Annotated in this window: 15 protein-coding genes; 6 read left to right on the forward strand and 9 right to left on the reverse strand. The window is 44.7% G+C overall.

Features of this window, described 5'->3' with window-relative positions:
* Positions 1 to 65: 65 nt before the first annotated feature.
* From fusA to R7Q47_RS08640, 5 genes are all read right to left on the reverse strand, one after another.
* Positions 66 to 2,090, reverse strand: coding sequence for an elongation factor G (gene fusA, locus R7Q47_RS08620; RefSeq protein WP_154204193.1), 2,025 nt, complete (start codon positions 2,088 to 2,090; stop codon positions 66 to 68).
* 293 nt (positions 2,091 to 2,383) lie between these two features.
* Positions 2,384 to 3,376, reverse strand: a complete 993-nt coding sequence (gene dgcA / locus R7Q47_RS08625) for an N-acetyl-D-Glu racemase DgcA (protein WP_213966653.1) — start codon at positions 3,374 to 3,376, stop codon at positions 2,384 to 2,386.
* Between the two features lie 50 nt (positions 3,377 to 3,426).
* A complete protein-coding gene (gene dgcN, locus R7Q47_RS08630; RefSeq protein ID WP_213966693.1) occupies positions 3,427 to 4,431 on the reverse strand; it encodes an N-acetyltransferase DgcN in 1,005 nt (334 codons plus the stop codon).
* 101 nt (positions 4,432 to 4,532) lie between these two features.
* On the reverse strand, positions 4,533 to 5,414 hold the full coding sequence (locus tag R7Q47_RS08635; RefSeq protein WP_213966652.1) for a LysR family transcriptional regulator: 882 nt from the start codon (positions 5,412 to 5,414) through the stop codon (positions 4,533 to 4,535).
* 154 nt (positions 5,415 to 5,568) lie between these two features.
* A complete protein-coding gene (locus R7Q47_RS08640; protein WP_318088924.1) occupies positions 5,569 to 6,777 on the reverse strand; it encodes an MFS transporter in 1,209 nt (402 codons plus the stop codon).
* Positions 6,778 to 6,978: 201 nt separating this feature from the next.
* Between R7Q47_RS08640 and soxR the strand changes: the two genes are divergently transcribed.
* Entirely contained in the window at positions 6,979 to 7,413 is a 435-nt protein-coding gene (soxR, locus tag R7Q47_RS08645; protein ID WP_005373898.1) for a redox-sensitive transcriptional activator SoxR, read from the forward strand.
* 9 nt (positions 7,414 to 7,422) lie between these two features.
* On the opposite strand, the gene R7Q47_RS08650 is transcribed toward soxR, so the two are convergent.
* Together R7Q47_RS08650 and R7Q47_RS08655 are read right to left on the reverse strand one after the other, a co-directional pair.
* Entirely contained in the window at positions 7,423 to 7,818 is a 396-nt protein-coding gene (locus tag R7Q47_RS08650; RefSeq protein WP_005373896.1) for a DUF2391 family protein, read from the reverse strand.
* Positions 7,819 to 7,831: 13 nt separating this feature from the next.
* Positions 7,832 to 8,677, reverse strand: coding sequence for a tetratricopeptide repeat protein (locus R7Q47_RS08655; RefSeq protein WP_005373890.1), 846 nt, complete (start codon positions 8,675 to 8,677; stop codon positions 7,832 to 7,834).
* A 200-nt stretch (positions 8,678 to 8,877) separates the two neighbouring features.
* On the opposite strand from R7Q47_RS08655, the gene R7Q47_RS08660 reads away from it, so the two are divergent.
* Positions 8,878 to 9,348, forward strand: a complete 471-nt coding sequence (locus R7Q47_RS08660; protein ID WP_017819794.1) for an ASCH domain-containing protein — start codon at positions 8,878 to 8,880, stop codon at positions 9,346 to 9,348.
* Positions 9,349 to 9,402: 54 nt separating this feature from the next.
* Here the strand turns inward: R7Q47_RS08660 and R7Q47_RS08665 are convergent, their stop codons facing one another.
* Both R7Q47_RS08665 and R7Q47_RS08670 read right to left on the reverse strand, forming a co-directional pair.
* On the reverse strand, positions 9,403 to 9,990 hold the full coding sequence (locus R7Q47_RS08665) for a class I SAM-dependent methyltransferase (protein ID WP_017819795.1): 588 nt from the start codon (positions 9,988 to 9,990) through the stop codon (positions 9,403 to 9,405).
* Between the two features lie 90 nt (positions 9,991 to 10,080).
* Positions 10,081 to 11,598, reverse strand: coding sequence for a phospholipase D family protein (locus R7Q47_RS08670; protein ID WP_154204198.1), 1,518 nt, complete (start codon positions 11,596 to 11,598; stop codon positions 10,081 to 10,083).
* Positions 11,599 to 12,116: 518 nt separating this feature from the next.
* Between R7Q47_RS08670 and R7Q47_RS08675 the strand changes: the two genes are divergently transcribed.
* The 4 genes from R7Q47_RS08675 to R7Q47_RS08690 all read left to right on the forward strand — a co-directional run bounded on the left by R7Q47_RS08675 (position 12,117) and on the right by R7Q47_RS08690 (position 18,281).
* Complete coding sequence (locus R7Q47_RS08675) at positions 12,117 to 13,274, forward strand: efflux RND transporter periplasmic adaptor subunit (protein WP_154204199.1); 1,158 nt, start codon at positions 12,117 to 12,119, stop codon at positions 13,272 to 13,274.
* Positions 13,275 to 13,287: 13 nt separating this feature from the next.
* Positions 13,288 to 16,446 carry an efflux RND transporter permease subunit gene (locus tag R7Q47_RS08680; RefSeq protein WP_154204200.1) on the forward strand — a complete coding sequence of 1,053 codons (3,159 nt, stop codon included), beginning with the start codon at positions 13,288 to 13,290 and terminating at the stop codon, positions 16,444 to 16,446.
* Positions 16,447 to 16,770: 324 nt separating this feature from the next.
* Complete coding sequence (locus R7Q47_RS08685; RefSeq protein ID WP_005373876.1) at positions 16,771 to 17,037, forward strand: hypothetical protein; 267 nt, start codon at positions 16,771 to 16,773, stop codon at positions 17,035 to 17,037.
* Between the two features lie 395 nt (positions 17,038 to 17,432).
* Positions 17,433 to 18,281 (forward strand): DNAase, encoded by an 849-nt coding sequence (locus R7Q47_RS08690; protein WP_318088925.1) that lies wholly within the window; start codon positions 17,433 to 17,435, stop codon positions 18,279 to 18,281.
* Positions 18,282 to 18,388: the final 107 nt, after the last annotated feature.

Raw genomic sequence — 18,388 nt, forward strand, 5'->3', positions numbered from 1 at the left:
ACCTAAAAGCGCCCTCAAAATGAGGGCGCTTTTTTATTTGTATGATTGATTTGAATCGTAGGGAATTAACCTTGTTGTGCACTGCCTTGGCAGACTTGCTTCTGCACTGCTGGTGGCGCGGGCTCGTAATGGCTTAAGGTCATACTAAAGCTGCCTTCGCCACCGGTGATGGAGCGTAATCGACGAGCGTAATCTTGCAGCTCGTTTACTGGTGACTTGGCTCTGAGTAAGGTGAAGCTGCTGTCGATTGGCTCGGTGCCTTCGATTAAGCCTCGGTTTCCAGATAAATCTCCAGAAACATCGCCAACGTTCGCGGTTGGGATGTGCAGTTCCATCTGGACAATGGGTTCTAGCACAATAGGATCTGCGTTGTTAATCGCATCTAAAAAGGCTTTCTTACCTGCGATGACAAATGCAATTTCTTTCGAATCGACGGAGTGATATTTACCGTCATAAACGGTGACTTCCACATCCTTAATTGGGTTGCCAGAAATCGCGCCTTCCTCTAACGCTTGCAAAATACCTTTTTCAACAGCAGGAATGAGCGCGGTTGGAATGGCGCCACCCACCACTTTGTTGATGAACTTAAATCCGGCGCCACGCTCGAGTGGACGAACCTTCAATTGCACTTCACCAAACTGGCCTGCACCGCCACTTTGTTTTTTGTGTCGATAATGCCCTTCGGCAGGTTTGGTGATGGTTTCAAAGTACTCGACGCTTGGTTGGCAGGTTTCGACGTCCAGTTTGTACACGTTCGCCATCTTTTCTAATGCGACTTTGAGGTGAAACTCCCCTTGTCCGCTGATGATGGTTTCGTTGGTGCGAGCGCGATGTTCGATGCGCAGCGAAGGATCTTCACTGGCGATTTTATTCAGCACATCTCCTAATTTTTGCTCATCTCCACGCTTAAGAGGCTTCAAGCACAAAGAATACATGGAGTCAGGAAGGTCCAACGTTTTGAGTTGAACTCCATCTTCTTCGTGAGAGTCATGAACGATTGAATCGAATTCGAGATCATCCACTTTGGCTAAAACGCAGAAGTCGCCTGCAAGCGCGCGAGGGATCTCGGTTCTATCTTTGCCCTGCAGTTGATATAAGTGCCCAACTTTAAATGCCTTGTTGCTTTCGCCAATATAAAGCTGGCTGCCCGCATTGATTTCACCCTGATACACACGTAAGTAGGCAAGTTTTCCCATATATGGGTCGACGCTGACTTTGTACACGTGTGCGACGGTGTGCTCTAAGGTTTCGCAATTTACTTTGATTTTTTTGCCGTTCTTTTCCAGTAGAGGAGGGTTACCCTCGTTTGGCATGGGCATGATCTCCGCCAAGGTGCGCAGCAGCAACTCGACGCCCGCGCCGGTTTGTGCTGAGACAAAACAGACCGGAATCACATGTCCAGTTCTCAGTGCTTCTTCAAACGGATCATGCAGTTGCTCTGCGGTGAGTTCGGAGCCTTGTTCCAGATACAGTTCCATCAGTTCTTCATCGACTTCGATGACTTGGTCAATTAAGGTCTCATGAGCTTCATCTACCGTTGCAAGTAAGGTTTCTCGTCCCAATTCTGGTTCGAAATAGCAGTCAACTACAGATTCCCCGTCAGCCGAAGGTAAGTTGATCGGCAAGCAGTGGTCACCAAAATGCTCAACGATGTTCTCCATCAATCTTTCTAACTGATTACCGTGGTTATCGAGCTTATTGATAATGATCATCTGACATTTTTGCTGCTCTTTAGCAAAGGTGAATAAGCGATCGGAAGTTTGGTTAAGTGGGGTTTGAGGGGCGATGACAAGGGCAGATGTTTCAACGGCAGGAAAAACGCTGATAGTACGGCCAAGTAACTCGTTTTGTCCCGGAGTGTCGATGATATTGAGCCGGTGTTTATTCCAGCGCAGTGCGACTGGCGTTGCTTCAATACTGTGTTGATATTGGATGGATTGAGGGTCGAAGTCGGTAACAGTATCGCCTTTTTCTACGCTGCCTAAATGGTGGGTGGCATCGCAGGTGAAGAGCAGTTTTTCTATCAGTGTGGTTTTACCGGTGCCGGTTTGACCGACAAAAGCGATATTGCGTATTTTATTGATAGGCATAGAGCCTCCTTGCAAGATGGCGTGAAAAACCTACGAATTGCTAGGAAGTGGGTTGTTATAGAAACCCACGCACTGCATTGGAGTAGGGCGGGATTACCGCCTATTCGTTTTCCACGTCATTTTCCGGATGACTCGATGCATAAGATCACCTTCTTGGACTACTGGAATCTTAGCATGCCTCAATAACCATATAATTTATGTGACTTATTTCATGATGGGGCTGATTGTTTTTTTATCGAGATCATAAACTCAGAGGTTCTGACTTTTGGAGTAAAACCTCAGGATTGTTTAGGCTATTTGGAAAGAACGATTTCGCCGTCGCGATAAACCAAGCTTGGCGTTACATCTTGTCCTAGTAACACCGGGCCATCAAGATCGACAACGCTCGCCTGAGCAGCAATGGGTAACGCGGCTCGCATCGCCAGCGACGTCCCCAACATACAACCGGACATGAGGCTAAAACCGAGTTTTTGGGCGTCGTCGGCTAATAATAGTGCTTCAGTGAGCCCGCCAGTTTTATCTAGCTTAATGTTCACCATCTCGTATTTGCCAAGCAGTTGATGCAATTGCTCTCTGGTGTGACAACTTTCATCGGCGCAAAGTGGAATGGGGTGTGGAATGCTGGCGAGTACGTCGTCGCAGTCTTGTGGCAACGGTTGCTCGATCATGGTGATATTAAACGGTTCGAGTTGAGCAAATACCGTCGCGAGGTCGAGGTTTTGCCACGCTTCATTCGCATCTAAGACAATTTGTGCGTGCGGCGCGGCATCGCGTACTGCTGCAACGCGCTCAATCACGTTTTCACCATCCAGTTTTACCTTTAGCAGTTTTGCGCCTTGGCTAAGGTAAGCTTGTGCCTGTTTTGCCATCGCTTGCGGCGTGTCGATAGAAACCGTCATCGCCGTCACAATCGCCTCGGGTAACGTAAAGAGGTCGTGAACCTGCTGCTTTTGGCTCAAAAGCGCGTGAAGATGCCAAAGGGCGCAATCCAATGCATTTCTTGCCGCCCCTGCGGGTAATAACGATTGAAGCTGGCTTTTGAGAACCATGACATCAGCTTCGCCTTTGGCATACAAACTTTGCAGTTCATGCGCGGCGTGAGAAATCGCCTTAATCACCGATTCAACCGATTCACCATAACGAGGGTATGGCGTGCATTCACCTTGGGCGGTCATGCCTCGATGTTCAATTGTCACGCGGACTACGTGGCACTCTGTCCGACTGCCGCGAGAGATGCGAAATGGTGTCGCCATGGCAAGCGTGACAGGTTCTACATGAATTTTCATCTCACTAGTTTTCCCTAAACCACAGTTATTTTCTAAACCGTAAATGTTTCTTAAATCGTAAGGAGCCTATCTGCAACCGCATCAACGCCAAAACGTACAGGGTCGGTGACGGGCACTTGGTATTTGTCGCTCCAATCCTGGCATAACTGGGCTGCATCTTCTTCGCTGAGCGCAGAAGTGTTTAAGCAAATACCCACTAATTGAGCGTTTGGATTTGTTAGGCGAGCAGCGGCCAGATTCGCTTCTATCGTTTGTTCAATGGTTGGCAAGCTCACATGTGGTAAGTTCCGGATGTGTGGTCGACCAATCTCATGGCACAGTATCAGAGCGTCAGCTTGTGCGCCGTGAAGTAAGCCCAAACTTACGCCAGCAAACGAAGGGTTAAACAATGAACCTTGCCCTTCGATGATATCCCAATCGTGATCGGTGAACTCAGGGCTGATCGCTTCTACTGCGCCGGAGATAAAATCGGCAACTACAGCATCAATCGAAATGCCACTGCCTGCGATGAGAATTCCGGTTTGACCCGTTGCTTTGAACTCTGCACGACAGTTTTTACGCTTCAATGCATGCTCAATGGCAAGGGCAGAGTACATTTTGCCAACGGAGCAATCTGTCCCTACAGTAAGTACTCGCTTGCCTGCGCGAGCTTTGCCATTGCCGACCTTGAGCGGGGCATCATAATGGCGAACATCATACAGTTTGGTTAATCCGCGTTGTTCTAGATCGGCAAGGGGAGCAAATTCCGCCAAACGTTGGTGCATGCCCGATGCAATTTCAAATCCCATCTCTGCCGCTTCAAGTAAGGTTGCTTGCCAAGCTTCGGGAATGACGCCTCCTGGATTTGCAGTGCCAAGCACCAGCGTTTTTGCTCCTTGCTGCTGCGCTTGTTGTAGTGTCATGTCGGTTAAACCAAGCGATACGGTTTCTGGCGTCAGGCGGATTTGGCCAAGACAAATCTCAGGTCGCCATTGATATATGCCACGCGCGGTTTTTGCTGCGAGTGGATCGGTTACATCGCCAAGAAAAAGTAGGTAAGGTTGAGCAATTTGCATGATGGTTCCCTTCGTCATCGTTATTGCTCATTAATGTAGCCAGACTGATTTAGGAAACCGAATGCTTATTTGTTAGGCAGGTATAACTTCAGGTTATACCTTTAAACCATCTGTTGTTTTAGGGCGGTAATAAATTGCTTTGTCGCAATGGATTGAGGTGTGTGCTCTGCGAATAAAATAGAGACAGAGAAGGACATATTTGGCTCCAAAGCATGCACGGAAACGGCATCATCTTGGCGATATTGTTTGGTGGTCCAAGGGTCTACAATCGCGAATCCTGCTTCGTTTTTCACCAGTTCAGCCGCAGCGGAGTAGCTGCGGACGGTAATGGCATGTTGATAATGCTCGTCACGCGCTGATAAGGTTTGATGCAGCAATAAGCCCAGAGGGTCTCGGCTATCTAAACCGATAATGGGTAAATCGTGACTGATGAGTTCTTCTAAAATGACGGTTTTTTCTGCGGGTATCGCTGCGCTTTTAGGAGCGATCAGTGCTAAGTTTTCTTTCAATAACACGTGCCCCATGATCGCTGGTGGTGTTTCTTCACCGAACGCAATGGCGACATCCAGTTCATGTTTCAGTAATCCTGAGCACAGCTCATCGCGATTGGCCGTTAAGAGCTCAAAGGAGATGCTGTGCTCTTTCGACAACAACGCGACAGTCGGCGCTAACAAGTGTGCGGCCAAAACAGGCGGAGCACCAACTCGTAAATGTTGAGTTCCCTGTTTGACTTTGTTGGTCAGAGAGCGAAATTGTCCGAGTTGTTGATAGACTTTTTCAGCCTCTGGCAATAAGGCTTTGGCTTCTTGAGTGGGAACGAGACGGCCCTTTACACGCTCAAATAAAGCGAAGCTCAGTTGTTGTTCTGTATGGGCGAGAACTCGAGTGACATTAGGTTGGGAAACGTGCAGTAAGCGAGCCGCGCCTGACACCGTTCCTGCTTGCATAATGGCGTAAAAGACTTCTAATTGCCTTAAGTTCACTGAGATTTCCCTCTGCTCATGTTGGTCACCTCAGAATACCCAACCTTGCTGATAAGCGATAGAGGTAAAAGTGCTGGCGTAAAAAATAGGAAGACGATGTTGGTTGCCTTCCTATCTCGCTTTTTCAATTTCTCAACTTCTCAATTTCTATGCTTCACTTTGCTGCTGCATGAAGGGGCAGGTCGTTAAACGGCTCGACGTCTCGGCTGAGTAATCCCATTAAAATCACTGCTAACACCATGACAGCAGCTGCGATTGCAAAACCGTATTGTGTTAGTTCGTAATGACTCAATATTGCAATCAGGACGTAACTGAGAGATTGAATGGTGGTGGCAAACATGCTGATGCCGCCATCGACGCGACCTCGTTGATGAACCGCTACGGTGTGATGCATCCAGTTGACTCTCGCAATGCGATTTAGCGCGTTAAATACGCCAAACAGCGCCGTAAACAACAAGATGATATGCGGGCTCATCGTAAAACTCATCCCGATAAGCGCAAAAGAGACCATAACCATCGAAGCGAACATAATGTGGCTATGGGAGGCACGGTTTAGCACTTTGGTGACAATAAAGCCGGTTAGCAACGAGCCGAGGCCAAAACTGATGTTGAACCCTGCAAACCAATCGCCAGAGATGCCTTGTTCAGAAAACCAAATCGGCACCAGTTTGCTCAAATACGTCAATGCAGGATAAGAGAGGCAAGAGAGCAGAATAAAGCCATAAAATCGGGGTTCGAGACGGAATATTTGTTTGCTCTCTTTGAGTTGCGCGATGAAAGCAACGGATTTTGATGCCCTTAATTGTTGAGTATAAGGCGTCAGAATATAGAACATCGCTGCTAACGCAGAGGCGCTGGCCGCAAACAAAGCAAACTCTTTCATGCCCCACACTTCAAGCAAAACAATACCCAACGCGCCAGCTCCGAGGGTCGTGGATTGCATTACAATTTCTTGCTGACCCGAAATTTTCGCATACTCATGGTGCTGATAATTTTCTTGGGTGAAGGCATTGTTGGTCGTCCATGCAAAATTACTCGAAACCCAATACACCAATTGCGCAAAAGCCAGCAACCAGTGTGACTCAAACCCTAACCAATAAGCAATGAACACCACCAAAGCCATACCCGATTGAAACCATTGATTGAGCACGAGTAGTACTTTGCGTGAATGTCGGTCAATTAAAGTGGAAAAGAAAGGCGTTGCTAGAAAAGAAATCGCGGTGCAGCTCAGAGAAACTAAAGCTACGAAAGTGCCCATGTTAGGTTCGGAAAGCATGACCCATGGCAGCGCCATCATGAATAAGCCAGAGGAGATACTGTCGAAGAAGCGGCCAGCTAAGTACGGCTGAGTTTTATTTTTCATTATGTTTGCCTCTAACTCCCGATGGATTTCAAAAGGTTGATGTCCAACTGTCTTGTGGTTAACAACCAAGTCGTTCGCGCTGAACACATTATCTTGAGATCGCCGGGGTTTAGCGTTAATTAAGATGGTGCAACTTTAAAACCTCAAGTAAACTTGAGGTAAAGCATTTTTTTAACAAAATTGATACGCAGGGAGTCAAGGATGGAAATCAGCGTAGGAGAAGTGGCAAAACGTTCTGGAGTGAAAGTATCTGCCCTACATTTTTACGAGCAAAAAGGACTGATTTCGAGCTGGAGAAATCAAGGTAATCAGCGTCGCTACCATCGCAGTGTGTTGCGCCGTGTTGCGGTGATCAAAGCAGCGCAGCAAGTTGGGTTGTCGTTAGAAGAAATTAAACATGCGTTAGATGAACTGCCGAAACACCAAGCCCCTAACAAAGCGCAATGGGAAGAAATGGCAAGCCATTGGCATGAACAGTTAGAACAAAAGATTCAAAAACTTAAAGCGTTGCAAAACGATTTAGGCGGATGCATTGGCTGCGGGTGCTTGTCGTTAGAAACCTGCGCACTGCGAAACCCTGAAGATGTATTAGGGAAAGACCACTCGGGGTCGAACTTAACGTTAGAAGAAGAGTAGCGATTATCTCTATTCTTTGTCGAAACTGTCGACTACGATCGCGCCCATCGAAGCAGGCATTGTGATGACGATAACGCGCTTTATCGCAACCAAAGGCTCATTCATGAGTGGCAGCTTATCAAGACAGAAAAGAACTAACGCTACCACAACGGCCGCAATGAGGTACGCGATAACCACACGAAAAATAAAGATGGATACGCGATTCTTGATGTGGCTTTGAAACACGCTTTGATACGCGAAAAAACTGAGGAAAATGACAGAAAGACTTAACAGCATGAGCAAGTTTGCCATTGGTAGGCTCTCACCCAATCGCCACGCTTCCTCCGAAAATGAGATCGGGACTGCTAGGGCAAAAGCGCCAACCAATACTTGGCTAGCGTCTTCTAGATTAAAGTGGCTGCTCATGCTGTTTATTCCATTATTCGCTTGCTAGATGTAAGAGCTTTTCAAAACGCTCATTACCGTGCAGCAATTCGAGGTCTCGTTCTTCAGCAAGTAAATCACGAATGGATGGGCTGTATTCAATTGCGCGTTCCAAGTCTTCAATAGCTTGCTCTTCGATACCAAGGCGAGAGTATGCACACGCGCGTTGATACAGTGCAGGGCCGTTGGTGTAATCGACTTCAAGTACGCGGTTACAAATGCTAAGTGCCCAATGGTATTCGTTGATTTCCATCGCTGCGTCGGCTTTGTAAGTCAACGCTTCTAAATCACCTGGACGAATTAATAAGATTTCATCATAGATTTCAATACGTTGTTCTGGAGTTTGAGAGCTTTGTGCACGTAGCCATAAGTTATGGATCTCGTTGATTTTCTCAATCTCTTTGTTGTTTTCACTGATAATGCGAGTTTTGCGTTTTAAATCTCGCTCAAGAGCGACAAACTTTTTCTCGTATTCTTGGGCGATCTTCTCCAATCGTTTATCAGCCATCTCTTTGGTGTTGTGTTTAAACTCACGCAGAGATTGCCATCCGACAAAGGCAATCAGAGATGCGACACCAGCAATGATGTAGAAGAAGTATGTAACGGTCACGTTGGCATAGTTCAACGATTTATCTGCGACCGTTAGCTCGCGATCGGTGATCTCTGTGATCATTCGCTTTTCTAGGCTTTGATAGTCCTGACGCAGCGCTTTTAGTTCATCTAAAATATAGCGTTCCATTAATGGTCTATCTAACAGATCCGATTCTGAATACTTTTCCTCCGATGCCATTGTTGGCAAGGCAAGTATCAGCGAGAAAAAAATACCAATAAATAAGCGCATATAACGTCCTTTCACGAGAAGAGTACAGATAGACCATGCAACAATAGCAAATAGCACAAACGTTTAGCAAAGTTATTACAAAAGAAATAACAGTCGTCTTCGTAGAAGTCATATTCTTGTTGTTTTTCAGTTTGTTCCTGGTGGTTATTTGTTGTGATATCTTTTATCCTCCTTGCGAATTTATGATTAATGGAGTGAGCATGGACGCGCGAGCTAAGGATTACTTAGAACAATTCCTAGAATTATTATCACCAGAACAAAGGGAAGCTGTACCATCAGTCAGTGCTGACTATTATTGTGCCGATGAATACAACGCGAATGTATGCGCAGACTTGGTTCGTATTGGACAGAAAACTGCATCGTGCAGTTTGGAGCTTTGGTATCGAGAACATGGTGAAACCATGCCCCAAGTCGGTCATTTACAAGTAGTGACGAATTGGGATGGGGACCCGGTTTGCGTGATACGAATTACTGACGTAAGTACATGCAAATATGAGAATGTAACCGCAGAGTTTGCCTACGCAGAAGGCGAAGGTGATAGAACCTTAAACTGGTGGCGTGATGCTCATACTGCATTTTTTAAAGCTGAATGCGATGAGTTGAACATCGATTGGCATGAGAAACGTACGCTGGTTTTAGAGCGTTTTGAAGTGGTGTATCCCGTCAATTAATCTCTGATAGCAGCACTGATTTGAAGTGCTGCTTTCTTTACTGAGAGACCATTTTTAGCGCTTTCGAGCGGTCACACTAAACATGTGCCAATGTTTTTGGCTTCCGACTACAGTGGTCCCGTCTTCATCTCTTTCATGCAATGAAATGAGGTCGTAACCTTCGAATAAGCTTTCCACTTCCTTTTTTGTTAATGCGGTAATGTTTGGGTGCATTTCGGAGGTAACCCAGGAGTCTTTCACTCCCAAGAAATCGCCGCAGAAGATACCGCCCGGTTGTAATGCGCTGTCTATTTTTGTCCAGACTTGTTTGAAGCCTGTGTCAGGGCAAAAGAACAAACTGGCATTTGCGATAACCAAGCTGCACTGAGGGTAATTAAATTCAGTAAAACAGCACTGCGAAACCGAAAATCGTTTATTACCTTCAAAGCGTGTTAAACAAGTTTTTACTGCATCTTCATTGCTATCACATGCGTGAACCTTAAATCCCTGTTCGAGTAGAAAGTGGCTGTCTCGACCTATTCCGCAGCCAATATCAAGAGCGACTTTGCCTTCTATCTTAAGTTGGTTTACGGCATTTTCCACGTTTGGGCGGTGAGGTTGGCTTAAAATTTTCTGATAGTATTCATTCCATTGCGCTGGCATTGAACTTCCTTATGTTGGTTGTGTCCCCTGCCCAAAACTAGCGTCCATTTTGTTTTGCTTGACTGGGGAGGTTTGCAGTATTGGCAGCTGTTATAGCTGATCTTCAATCGGTAATATTCCGGAGAACCAAGCGCCCATTTTTCGCCATACTCCTGCTTCTGGTTCGGAGTCGTATTCTTCGCCTGTTTTTACGTCGGTCCAGACAATGTCCCCGTCGCGCAGAGTTAAGGCGTAGGCGTTACTCGACAGTTGATTCGGCAGTTGTTCTAGAAACATTTGCACATATTCTGGCTGTTCGATAACAACGGCCATTTCGGTATTCAAAGCGGCCGAACGTGGGTCCCAGTTCATCGAACCAACGAAAAGTGTTTTGTTATCAATCGTCATTGCTTTAGCGTGTAAACTTGCTCTGCTACTCCCCGTAAGGCTCCACTTACTTTTGAGTTTCGCGCTCGCTTTTACTTCCCAAAGCTTGATTCCAGCTTCGAGTAGATCTTTTCGATATTTTGCGTACCAACCATGCACGGCAAACACATCGTTAGACGCGAGGCTATTGGTCACAATCGTGATATCAACGCCTCGCTTGGCCGCGTTACTTAATGCTTGAGTACCTGCTTCAGTTGGAACGAAATAGGGAGAAATGAGCACAAATGAACCCTCAACACTTTTAACCAGTTCCGACAAATTATCAATAAGTTGGCTCTCTCGGGTCGCGACTTTATCGGGCAGATCAAACCATACTTTCGCTTCTCCCCAGTAGAGCTTGAGTTTGCCTTGTTTTAGATCTTGGTACATATCCAGTTGAGTGAAGTCATAGCGGCCGGTTGAAAACTTTTCCTCTAACCGGAGTTTATTGACCTGCTTTTGAATCGCTTGGTCGGTAATTTGCTGTGAATTCGGTGTAATCCATTCCATTGGTATCGAATAGGCGCTATTCCAGTAGAGGTCGAACTGATCGGCAGTTTGTTGTACCGCCTCACCATAGAGCAGAAGATCAAAATCACCAAACTCAACTTGCGATTCAAAAGAGAAGTATTCATTGCCGATATTTCTACCTCCGACAATGGCGGAAACACTGTCTGCAATCAGAGACTTATTGTGCATACGACGATTAAGGCGTTCAAAATCGCTAGCAAGAGCGAACCAACGGGAGTCGCGATACTGATGCGGGTTAAATAAGCGGATTTCTATATTAGGATGTGCATTGAGGGCAGCCATCACATCGTCGTTTCGCTTTTGCATATCGTCAAGCAACAGCCTTACTCGAACACCACGCTTTGCCGCTTCATACAAGCGCCACGTTATTAGCTGACTCGTTTCGTCACCACGGTAAATATAGTATTGAAGATCAAGGCTTTTCTGGGCGGACTCGATCAAAGAGGTTCGAGCAAGAAGGGCATCGTGTCCCTGATTTAACGGTGCAAAGCCAGTTATGGACTTAGGGTCTCTCCCGTAAGCTTCAAAGTACTGCGCAAGAACAGAATCCTTTTGATAACCGAGCTGAAAGCTGGTGGACTTTTCACTGGCGTCATTCAACGATACGGATGAGCATGCCGATAAAATAGTGAGCAGCGAGGGGAAGAGCAACTTGGCGAGCGTTTGTAACAAAGCACATTTCCTTGTCTTACAGAGTGTTACCTACTCCAAATTATAGACTTAAGCTGACGCCACATGCACCCAGAACCGTTTGATAACGAGCGATTAATCAATGAATTGCCATAGAACCTGCACTAAGTTCAACTTTTAGAGCGCAGATAATCATTTATTTTAATTATCATTATGGCCGTATTGGTCATAATCACTAATATCTGGTGATTATGACCAATAGCACACTGGATAAAATAATGGTTTTTATATAACCATATGATTTTTAATAAATAAATGCTTGGCATGTCATTTGCTGTTTAGAATAAAAGTTAAGTCAGAGCAACTTGCGCAGTTGGTTAATTTTTTGTTAATTTTATTAACTTTGAATTGGCAATAACTATCTAGTTAGCTGCTTAAAAGACTAGGCAAGCGCCGCTTTGATGTTTATTCAAATTCAATTCTCTCACCACCATGCTTACCGGGAGCAATGGACTGAATAAAAGTGTGGTGTTGAAAACAACAATAAAAAAGGATTTTCGATGTTAGCAAAACCCATATTACGTTGGCTTTTACCCTTCGTCGTCGTTGGAGGCTCTTATGCAGGATATGCTGCAATTGCCGCAACTGCGCCGGAAAAAGAGTCAACCAAAGATGCAATTACAGAACCTACTGTTCAGGCTTCTTCTCTTTTTCCTACTGATCACAAAGTGGTGATTACCAGTCACGGTGAATTAGTCCCTTTTGAAAAAACACACCTTTCCGCGCAAGTCAGTGGTGAAGTGATAAGTTGGCACCCGAATTTTGTAACGGGTGGCATCGTGAAACGAGGAGAGGTTCTTTTCACAATTGAAAGTGACAACTATGAAGCGTCGGTTTTACAAGCTGAAGCCGATTTAGCTAGTGCACGCGCAAACTTGATTGAGGAACAAGCGAAAGCCGAAGTTGCAAAACGTCAGGCAAAGAGACTGAGCGATAAGCAAGTGACGGATCTGTATTTACGCAAGCCTCACGTTTTGAGCGCACAAGCCCAAGTGAAGTCGGCTCAAGCGGCACTCAAACGAGCAAAAAGAGAGTTAGAAAATTGCAAAGTCGTTGCACCTTACGATGCGCTGGTTGTTGAGCGTGATATTGGTGTTGGTCAATTTGTTACATCTGGTTCTCGAGTAGCCACGTTAAACAACATCGAAGTGGCAGAGGTGCATGTACCCATTGCCGGTTTTGATAGTGCATTTTTACCCGAATCCATTGGTGAACTCACTGCGACAGTGACGCAGCAAGGTGTATTTTCTACCACTAGAGAAGGTCGAGTAGTTCGTGATTTAGGCATGATTGATAGCGCTACCCGAATGATTAACATGGTCATTCAAATCGCGGACCCATACGGTGTCGATAACCAGCAGCCTCCAATTAAATTCGGCTCCTACGTTGAAGTGAGCTTCACTGGTAAGGAACTTAAGCATATCTACCGCTTACCACAGGAATTAGTAAAAAATCGTACCGTGTGGGTGGTGAATGGCGATAATCAACTTCAACCCAGAACTGTCACGGTTTGGAGAGCAGAAGGTGAGTTTTTGCTGGTGGGCGAAGGCTTAGAGCAAAGTGATAAGTTGGTACTGACCTTACCAGAGTACCCTCAAAAAGGCATGGCGGTACAAATCGCAAAAAAGAGTGACGACTCCGAAACCGTCGTACAGTAAGTAGGAGTTTGTCATGGAAGATACTAAACAAAAGGGCTTGATTGCCTATTTTGCGAATAACCCCGTCGCTGCCAACCTTTTGATGGTGTTCATCATTATCATGGGTGTGGTGAGTTTTCTCTTTATTCAAAGGCAGATGTTTCCGAATATTGAGGTGAACTACATTGATGTTCGTGCGACTTATCCTGGCGCTTCTCCTCAAGAGATAGAAGAGAGTATTCTCGTTAAGGTCGAGGAATCGATTAAAGACGTCACCGGGATTAAAAAAGCAGTCTCAACGGCCTCTAGAGGTAGCGCTTATGTTTCTATCGAGGTAGACGTTAATGCCGATATCAAGCGTGTCTTAGATGATGTAAATCAACGTATTGATACCTTGTCTAACCTACCAGCGGGCATGGAACCAATCAATGTTTACCAAGTTGAATGGCGCCAAGATGTAATTGAAATGGGGTTAGTTGGGGACCGACCGCTCGAGGAGCTTAAACCGATTGCTAAGCAAATCGAAGATGAATTACTTCAGTTAGAAAACGTCATGCTGGTGTATCTGAGTGCGCCAGAAGAAGAAATAGCGATTGAAGTAGACCCACTTGTTCTTCGTAAATACGACCTGACGTTGAGCGATATCAGCAGCGCGATCAGCCGTTACTCAGCCAACTTTTCTGCGGGCGAAGTAAAAACAAACTCAGGGATGATTGCAGTAAGGATTGAAAACCAATACTACCGTGGTGATGAGTTTAGAAATATTCCTGTAAAGCTTGGCGCAAATGGTGCGAAGGTTTTACTGCAAGATATCGCCACGATCAAAGATGGCTTTACGGAAGAAGAGCGCTATTTTGAATACTCAGGGCAAAATGCGATCTACATGTCTGTTGAAGCAACTCGTGATCAGAACATTATCCCTGTTGCACAGTCCGTTCGTAATTATATTGAAGCAAAAAACAAGACATTGCCGCAGGATGTTAAGCTCAAAGTCTTGGTTGATACGACTTATTATTTAAATGGGCGTCTCGACATGATGTTGAAAAACTTGCTGCAAGGCGCTGCATTAGTCGCGATTATGCTGACCATTTTCCTACGTTTCCGCTTGGCTATCTGGGTAATGATCGGCTTACCAGTGTGTTTCCTTGGTGCGGTGATGATGATGCCAGCTTTGGGTATTACAGTGAACATCGTCTCGCTGTTCGCTTTCATTATGGTGCTCGGAATTGTAGTTGATGACGCCATCGTGATGGGAGAGAGCGCTTACAGCGAAATTGAAGAAAAAGGCGGTGGCGTCGAAAACGTGGTTCGTGGTGTAAAACGTGTTGCCACACCAGCCACTTTCGGTGTGTTAACCACAATTGCTGTGTTTGCCCCTTTCTTGTTGTCTAGCGGTATTGATAGTGCCTTCTTTTATGGTATCGCGGGGGTTGTGATTCTTTGTTTGATCTTCAGTTTGATTGAATCAAAGTTGATCCTACCAGCGCACTTGGCGCATACCCATTTTAAACCAGTCAAGCCTGGTGGATGGCGAGATCGTTTCAACCAACGTTTCTTCGGCTTTGTAAACGGTCCGTATCGTAACTTTGTAACAACATGCACCCATTGGCGCTGGACAGTGTTTGCTGTGTTCTGTGGTTTACTGCTGATCAGCGCGGCTTTGATCAACGCGAATTATGTTCGGGTGATCCCTAACCCTAAAGTGCCGACCGACTATCCTGCGATCACTATTGAAATGAATGATACCGTTTCAAGTGAGCAGACAATCAGTGCACTCAAGACTATTGAACGTGTCATGCAAAAGATCGAATCTGAGACCATTGCAGAACATGGTCAAGGAATGATTCGTGATGTGCTGTCGTACAACAGAAGCCGCACCGAAGGTCGTGTATTAGTACCTCTGGTTGATGAAGAGTTACGCCCGTTCAATACATTTGAACTGGCTCGACGTTGGCGTGAAGCTATGCCTGTTATTCCAGGTATGAAGAGCATCAAAATCCGCGAGCAGAGTGCGGGTGGTGGTGACAGAGATGAGTTTGGCTACTTGTTGTTTGGTTCTAACATCAATGAGCTCAACGAGGCTGGGCGTTACTTGATAGAGCGTTTACAGCTGGAAGAAGGGTTATATGATATTTCATCTTCTATTGATTCTGGAAGCAAAGAAGTACTCCTGTCTCTTGCGCCTGTAGCGTACGATCTCGGTCTGGATCTCACCATGATCGCAGAGCAAGTTGGTGGCAGCTTTTATGGTGGCGAAGCACAGCGCATTATTCGTGATGGTGAAGAAATTAAAGTTATGGTGCGTTACCCGCAACTGACGCGTGAAGCATTCTCATCATTGCGTTACGCCGTGATTACAACACCAGCAGGTAAGAAGGTCATGCTAGGTGATGTGGTGAAGATCAACGAGCAGCCGGGCGTGAGTAGCATTCGACGTGAAGGCGGGTATCAAACCGTTTATGTTTATGGTTCCATAGACGAAGAATTGGTTGAACCTCAAGAAATCGTGAAGGTCATTGACGACAATATCTTACCGGACATGAAGCAAGCCTTCCCAACTGTGAAAACAGAATTGGGCGGTGATATTGAAGAGCAGGCTGCGCAGCGTAATGAACAGATTTTGTTCTTTATTGCAGGCATGATCATCGTCTACATCTTGTTAGCTGTACCGTTAAAAAGTTATACCCAACCTTTGATTGTAATGTCCGTCATTCCGTTTAGTCTGACGGGGGCGATTTGGGGCCATTTCTGGCTAGGTTTAGACATCAGTATGATGTCGACATTTGGTTTGATCGCCGCTGCTGGCGTGGTTATCAACGACTCTCTGGTTATGACAGATTACGTAAACCAAGTGAGAGAAAAGGGTATGAACATCAAACAAGCGGTTGTTGAGGCGGGTTGTGCTCGTTTTCGAGCTATCACGCTCACCTCAATAACGACGTTTGCGGGTGTATTGCCGATAATGTTTGAAACGAGTTTGCAGGCGCGTTTTGTCATACCGATGGCTGTCGCTTTGGGCTTTGCGGTGTTGTACGCAACGGTTCTGACTTTAGTGTTGGTGCCTTGTTTGTATTTAATGCTTGAAGATATTAAAAATATTTTCAGATCGATTAAGAGGTTTATCCATCGTTTGATTAATCGTTTCAGAAAGTCGCCAGTGACGTCGAGCGTTGAAGCAAGCGTATCGAGTTAACAAGCTTGATGTTAACGATTAGGAGCAGCCTTCGGGCTGCTTTTTTGTTTCCGCATTTTGATTCAAAGTGATTTTTTAGTGGGCAGTTACGTAATTATCTGATGAGAAAACTGCCTGACAAAGCATTTCTAATATGTATGTTTCTAATGTTTTAAATTCGCATGGTTAATTTGACACTTGGTTAGCGAAATTTACCAGACGAAGATAACGTTGAATATGAGGTTTTATTTAAGTTGTTGAAAAATAACAAAATAAAAGTTGGCATCGTATGTGCAATATATGAATTGTAATTAAAATTAACTGCTAATCCTCAAGGAGCTTATTATGAAAAGCGTATTTCTATCTACTCTAAGTCTTATTGCTGTAATGTCATCACCAATCGCTGCTGCTAACACTTTAGACAAAGAGGAGTGGAGCTCAGATTTACGTCAGGACTTTTCTGAAATGAAACATGAAGCTATAGCAGATATTCAGCAAATGAACATGGATGCCATTCACGCACGTGATGAGCGTATCGTGAAAAACATTAAAGATGAGCAAGAACAGTTAGTAAAGGTAACGTGCCACAAAGAGAAAGCAAGCAAGTCATAAACGCCGATAAAAGAGACTAACAGACGAAAATGAATCCAATACGAGTTCGGTGTTAGTTAGCAGTAAGCACTGACCTTGTTGCTCTACTTGCCAGCCTTTTAAGGCTGGCTTTTTTGTTTCTCATTTCATGGGTGGAGATCAGATCCTCAAGCCTATTATCAATAGTTGGCGTGTTTGATGAGCTATTGCTGGATGGAGCGGATGTAACTTTTAAAAGTGTAGATTTCAGTAAAGTGGAGGTGATGTTAGATATTTAAAATTTTGAAAAGATCCGATCTCCTTTTTGACCTTCATAATACCTTAGTATGTGGCTTACCTTTACTTGAATTAGAACTCATATTGCAGGCGTTCGTTTAAAGGTATTGATGCATATTTGAAGAGTAAGAGATAGACATATGAGTTTTATTAAAATGTGTAAAGATGGTTTTAGAGGAAAGCCGGATTTCTCTGACTTATTACATAATGCGTTCCAGATAGATGACTTAGTGCTGTCATTTGAGTGTCCGAACAACATATATGAAGGACATGTATACCAGGATCTTGTTAATTTAGAACAGTTCGATGTTGAATCAAAAATAGAGAGGCATGAAAGGTTTGTAAAGTTAGCTATGGTATATTTTTTGTTTCAGAAGAAAATATTAAACCCTTTGCTTCCTATTAACAAACAAGGTGGATTATATATTAGGCTACGGGTTAAATCTACTGGAGAAGATATTGATAATATTAGTCAATTGTCCTCATTTTTAGAGAGAGAATATTATGATTTTTATCATGCCCCGGAGCAAAGTGAAGGCTCTATGAGGGGGTATCATACAGACTTGATGAAAGAATTGACTAAGCGTGCGAATAAACAATGGGGAGAAATTCCAGAAAGTGAACACCGAAAAAGAGAAAAAGAAGAATATTTAATTAGAGGTTTCTTAAGTGGTTATCCACCAATAAAGTGTGAGATAGTTGAAGTTGGAAAAAACAAATACTCAAAATACTCAGAAGGTAATCTTAAGTATAAGAGTGAATTACGAAGAGTATACAATTTACCCATAAAAAATGAATTCTACCTGAGCATCGAGTTTTGGTATAAGTACGAATCGATGTTTGCTAAGCAGAAGTTTTTAGATTGGGTGAGAAGTGCGGATGAAACCTTTGAAAAAAAAGTATTGGAATTACTGGATTTGTCTCCGCTCATCGACTCGTATACAGCCAAAGCGGTAAAGGGATTGAACGAAAAAACTAAGGCAGAGTAACACAGCGTCAAGAAAAGCTAGCAAAGTATGTAGCCATGAGAGAAAAATGAATCAAATTGGATGTCTATTTACCTTTGTACGCCATGGCGCATATAAAGCCAATGGAT

It is taken from the genome of Vibrio sp. Vb0349, from assembly GCF_033338975.1.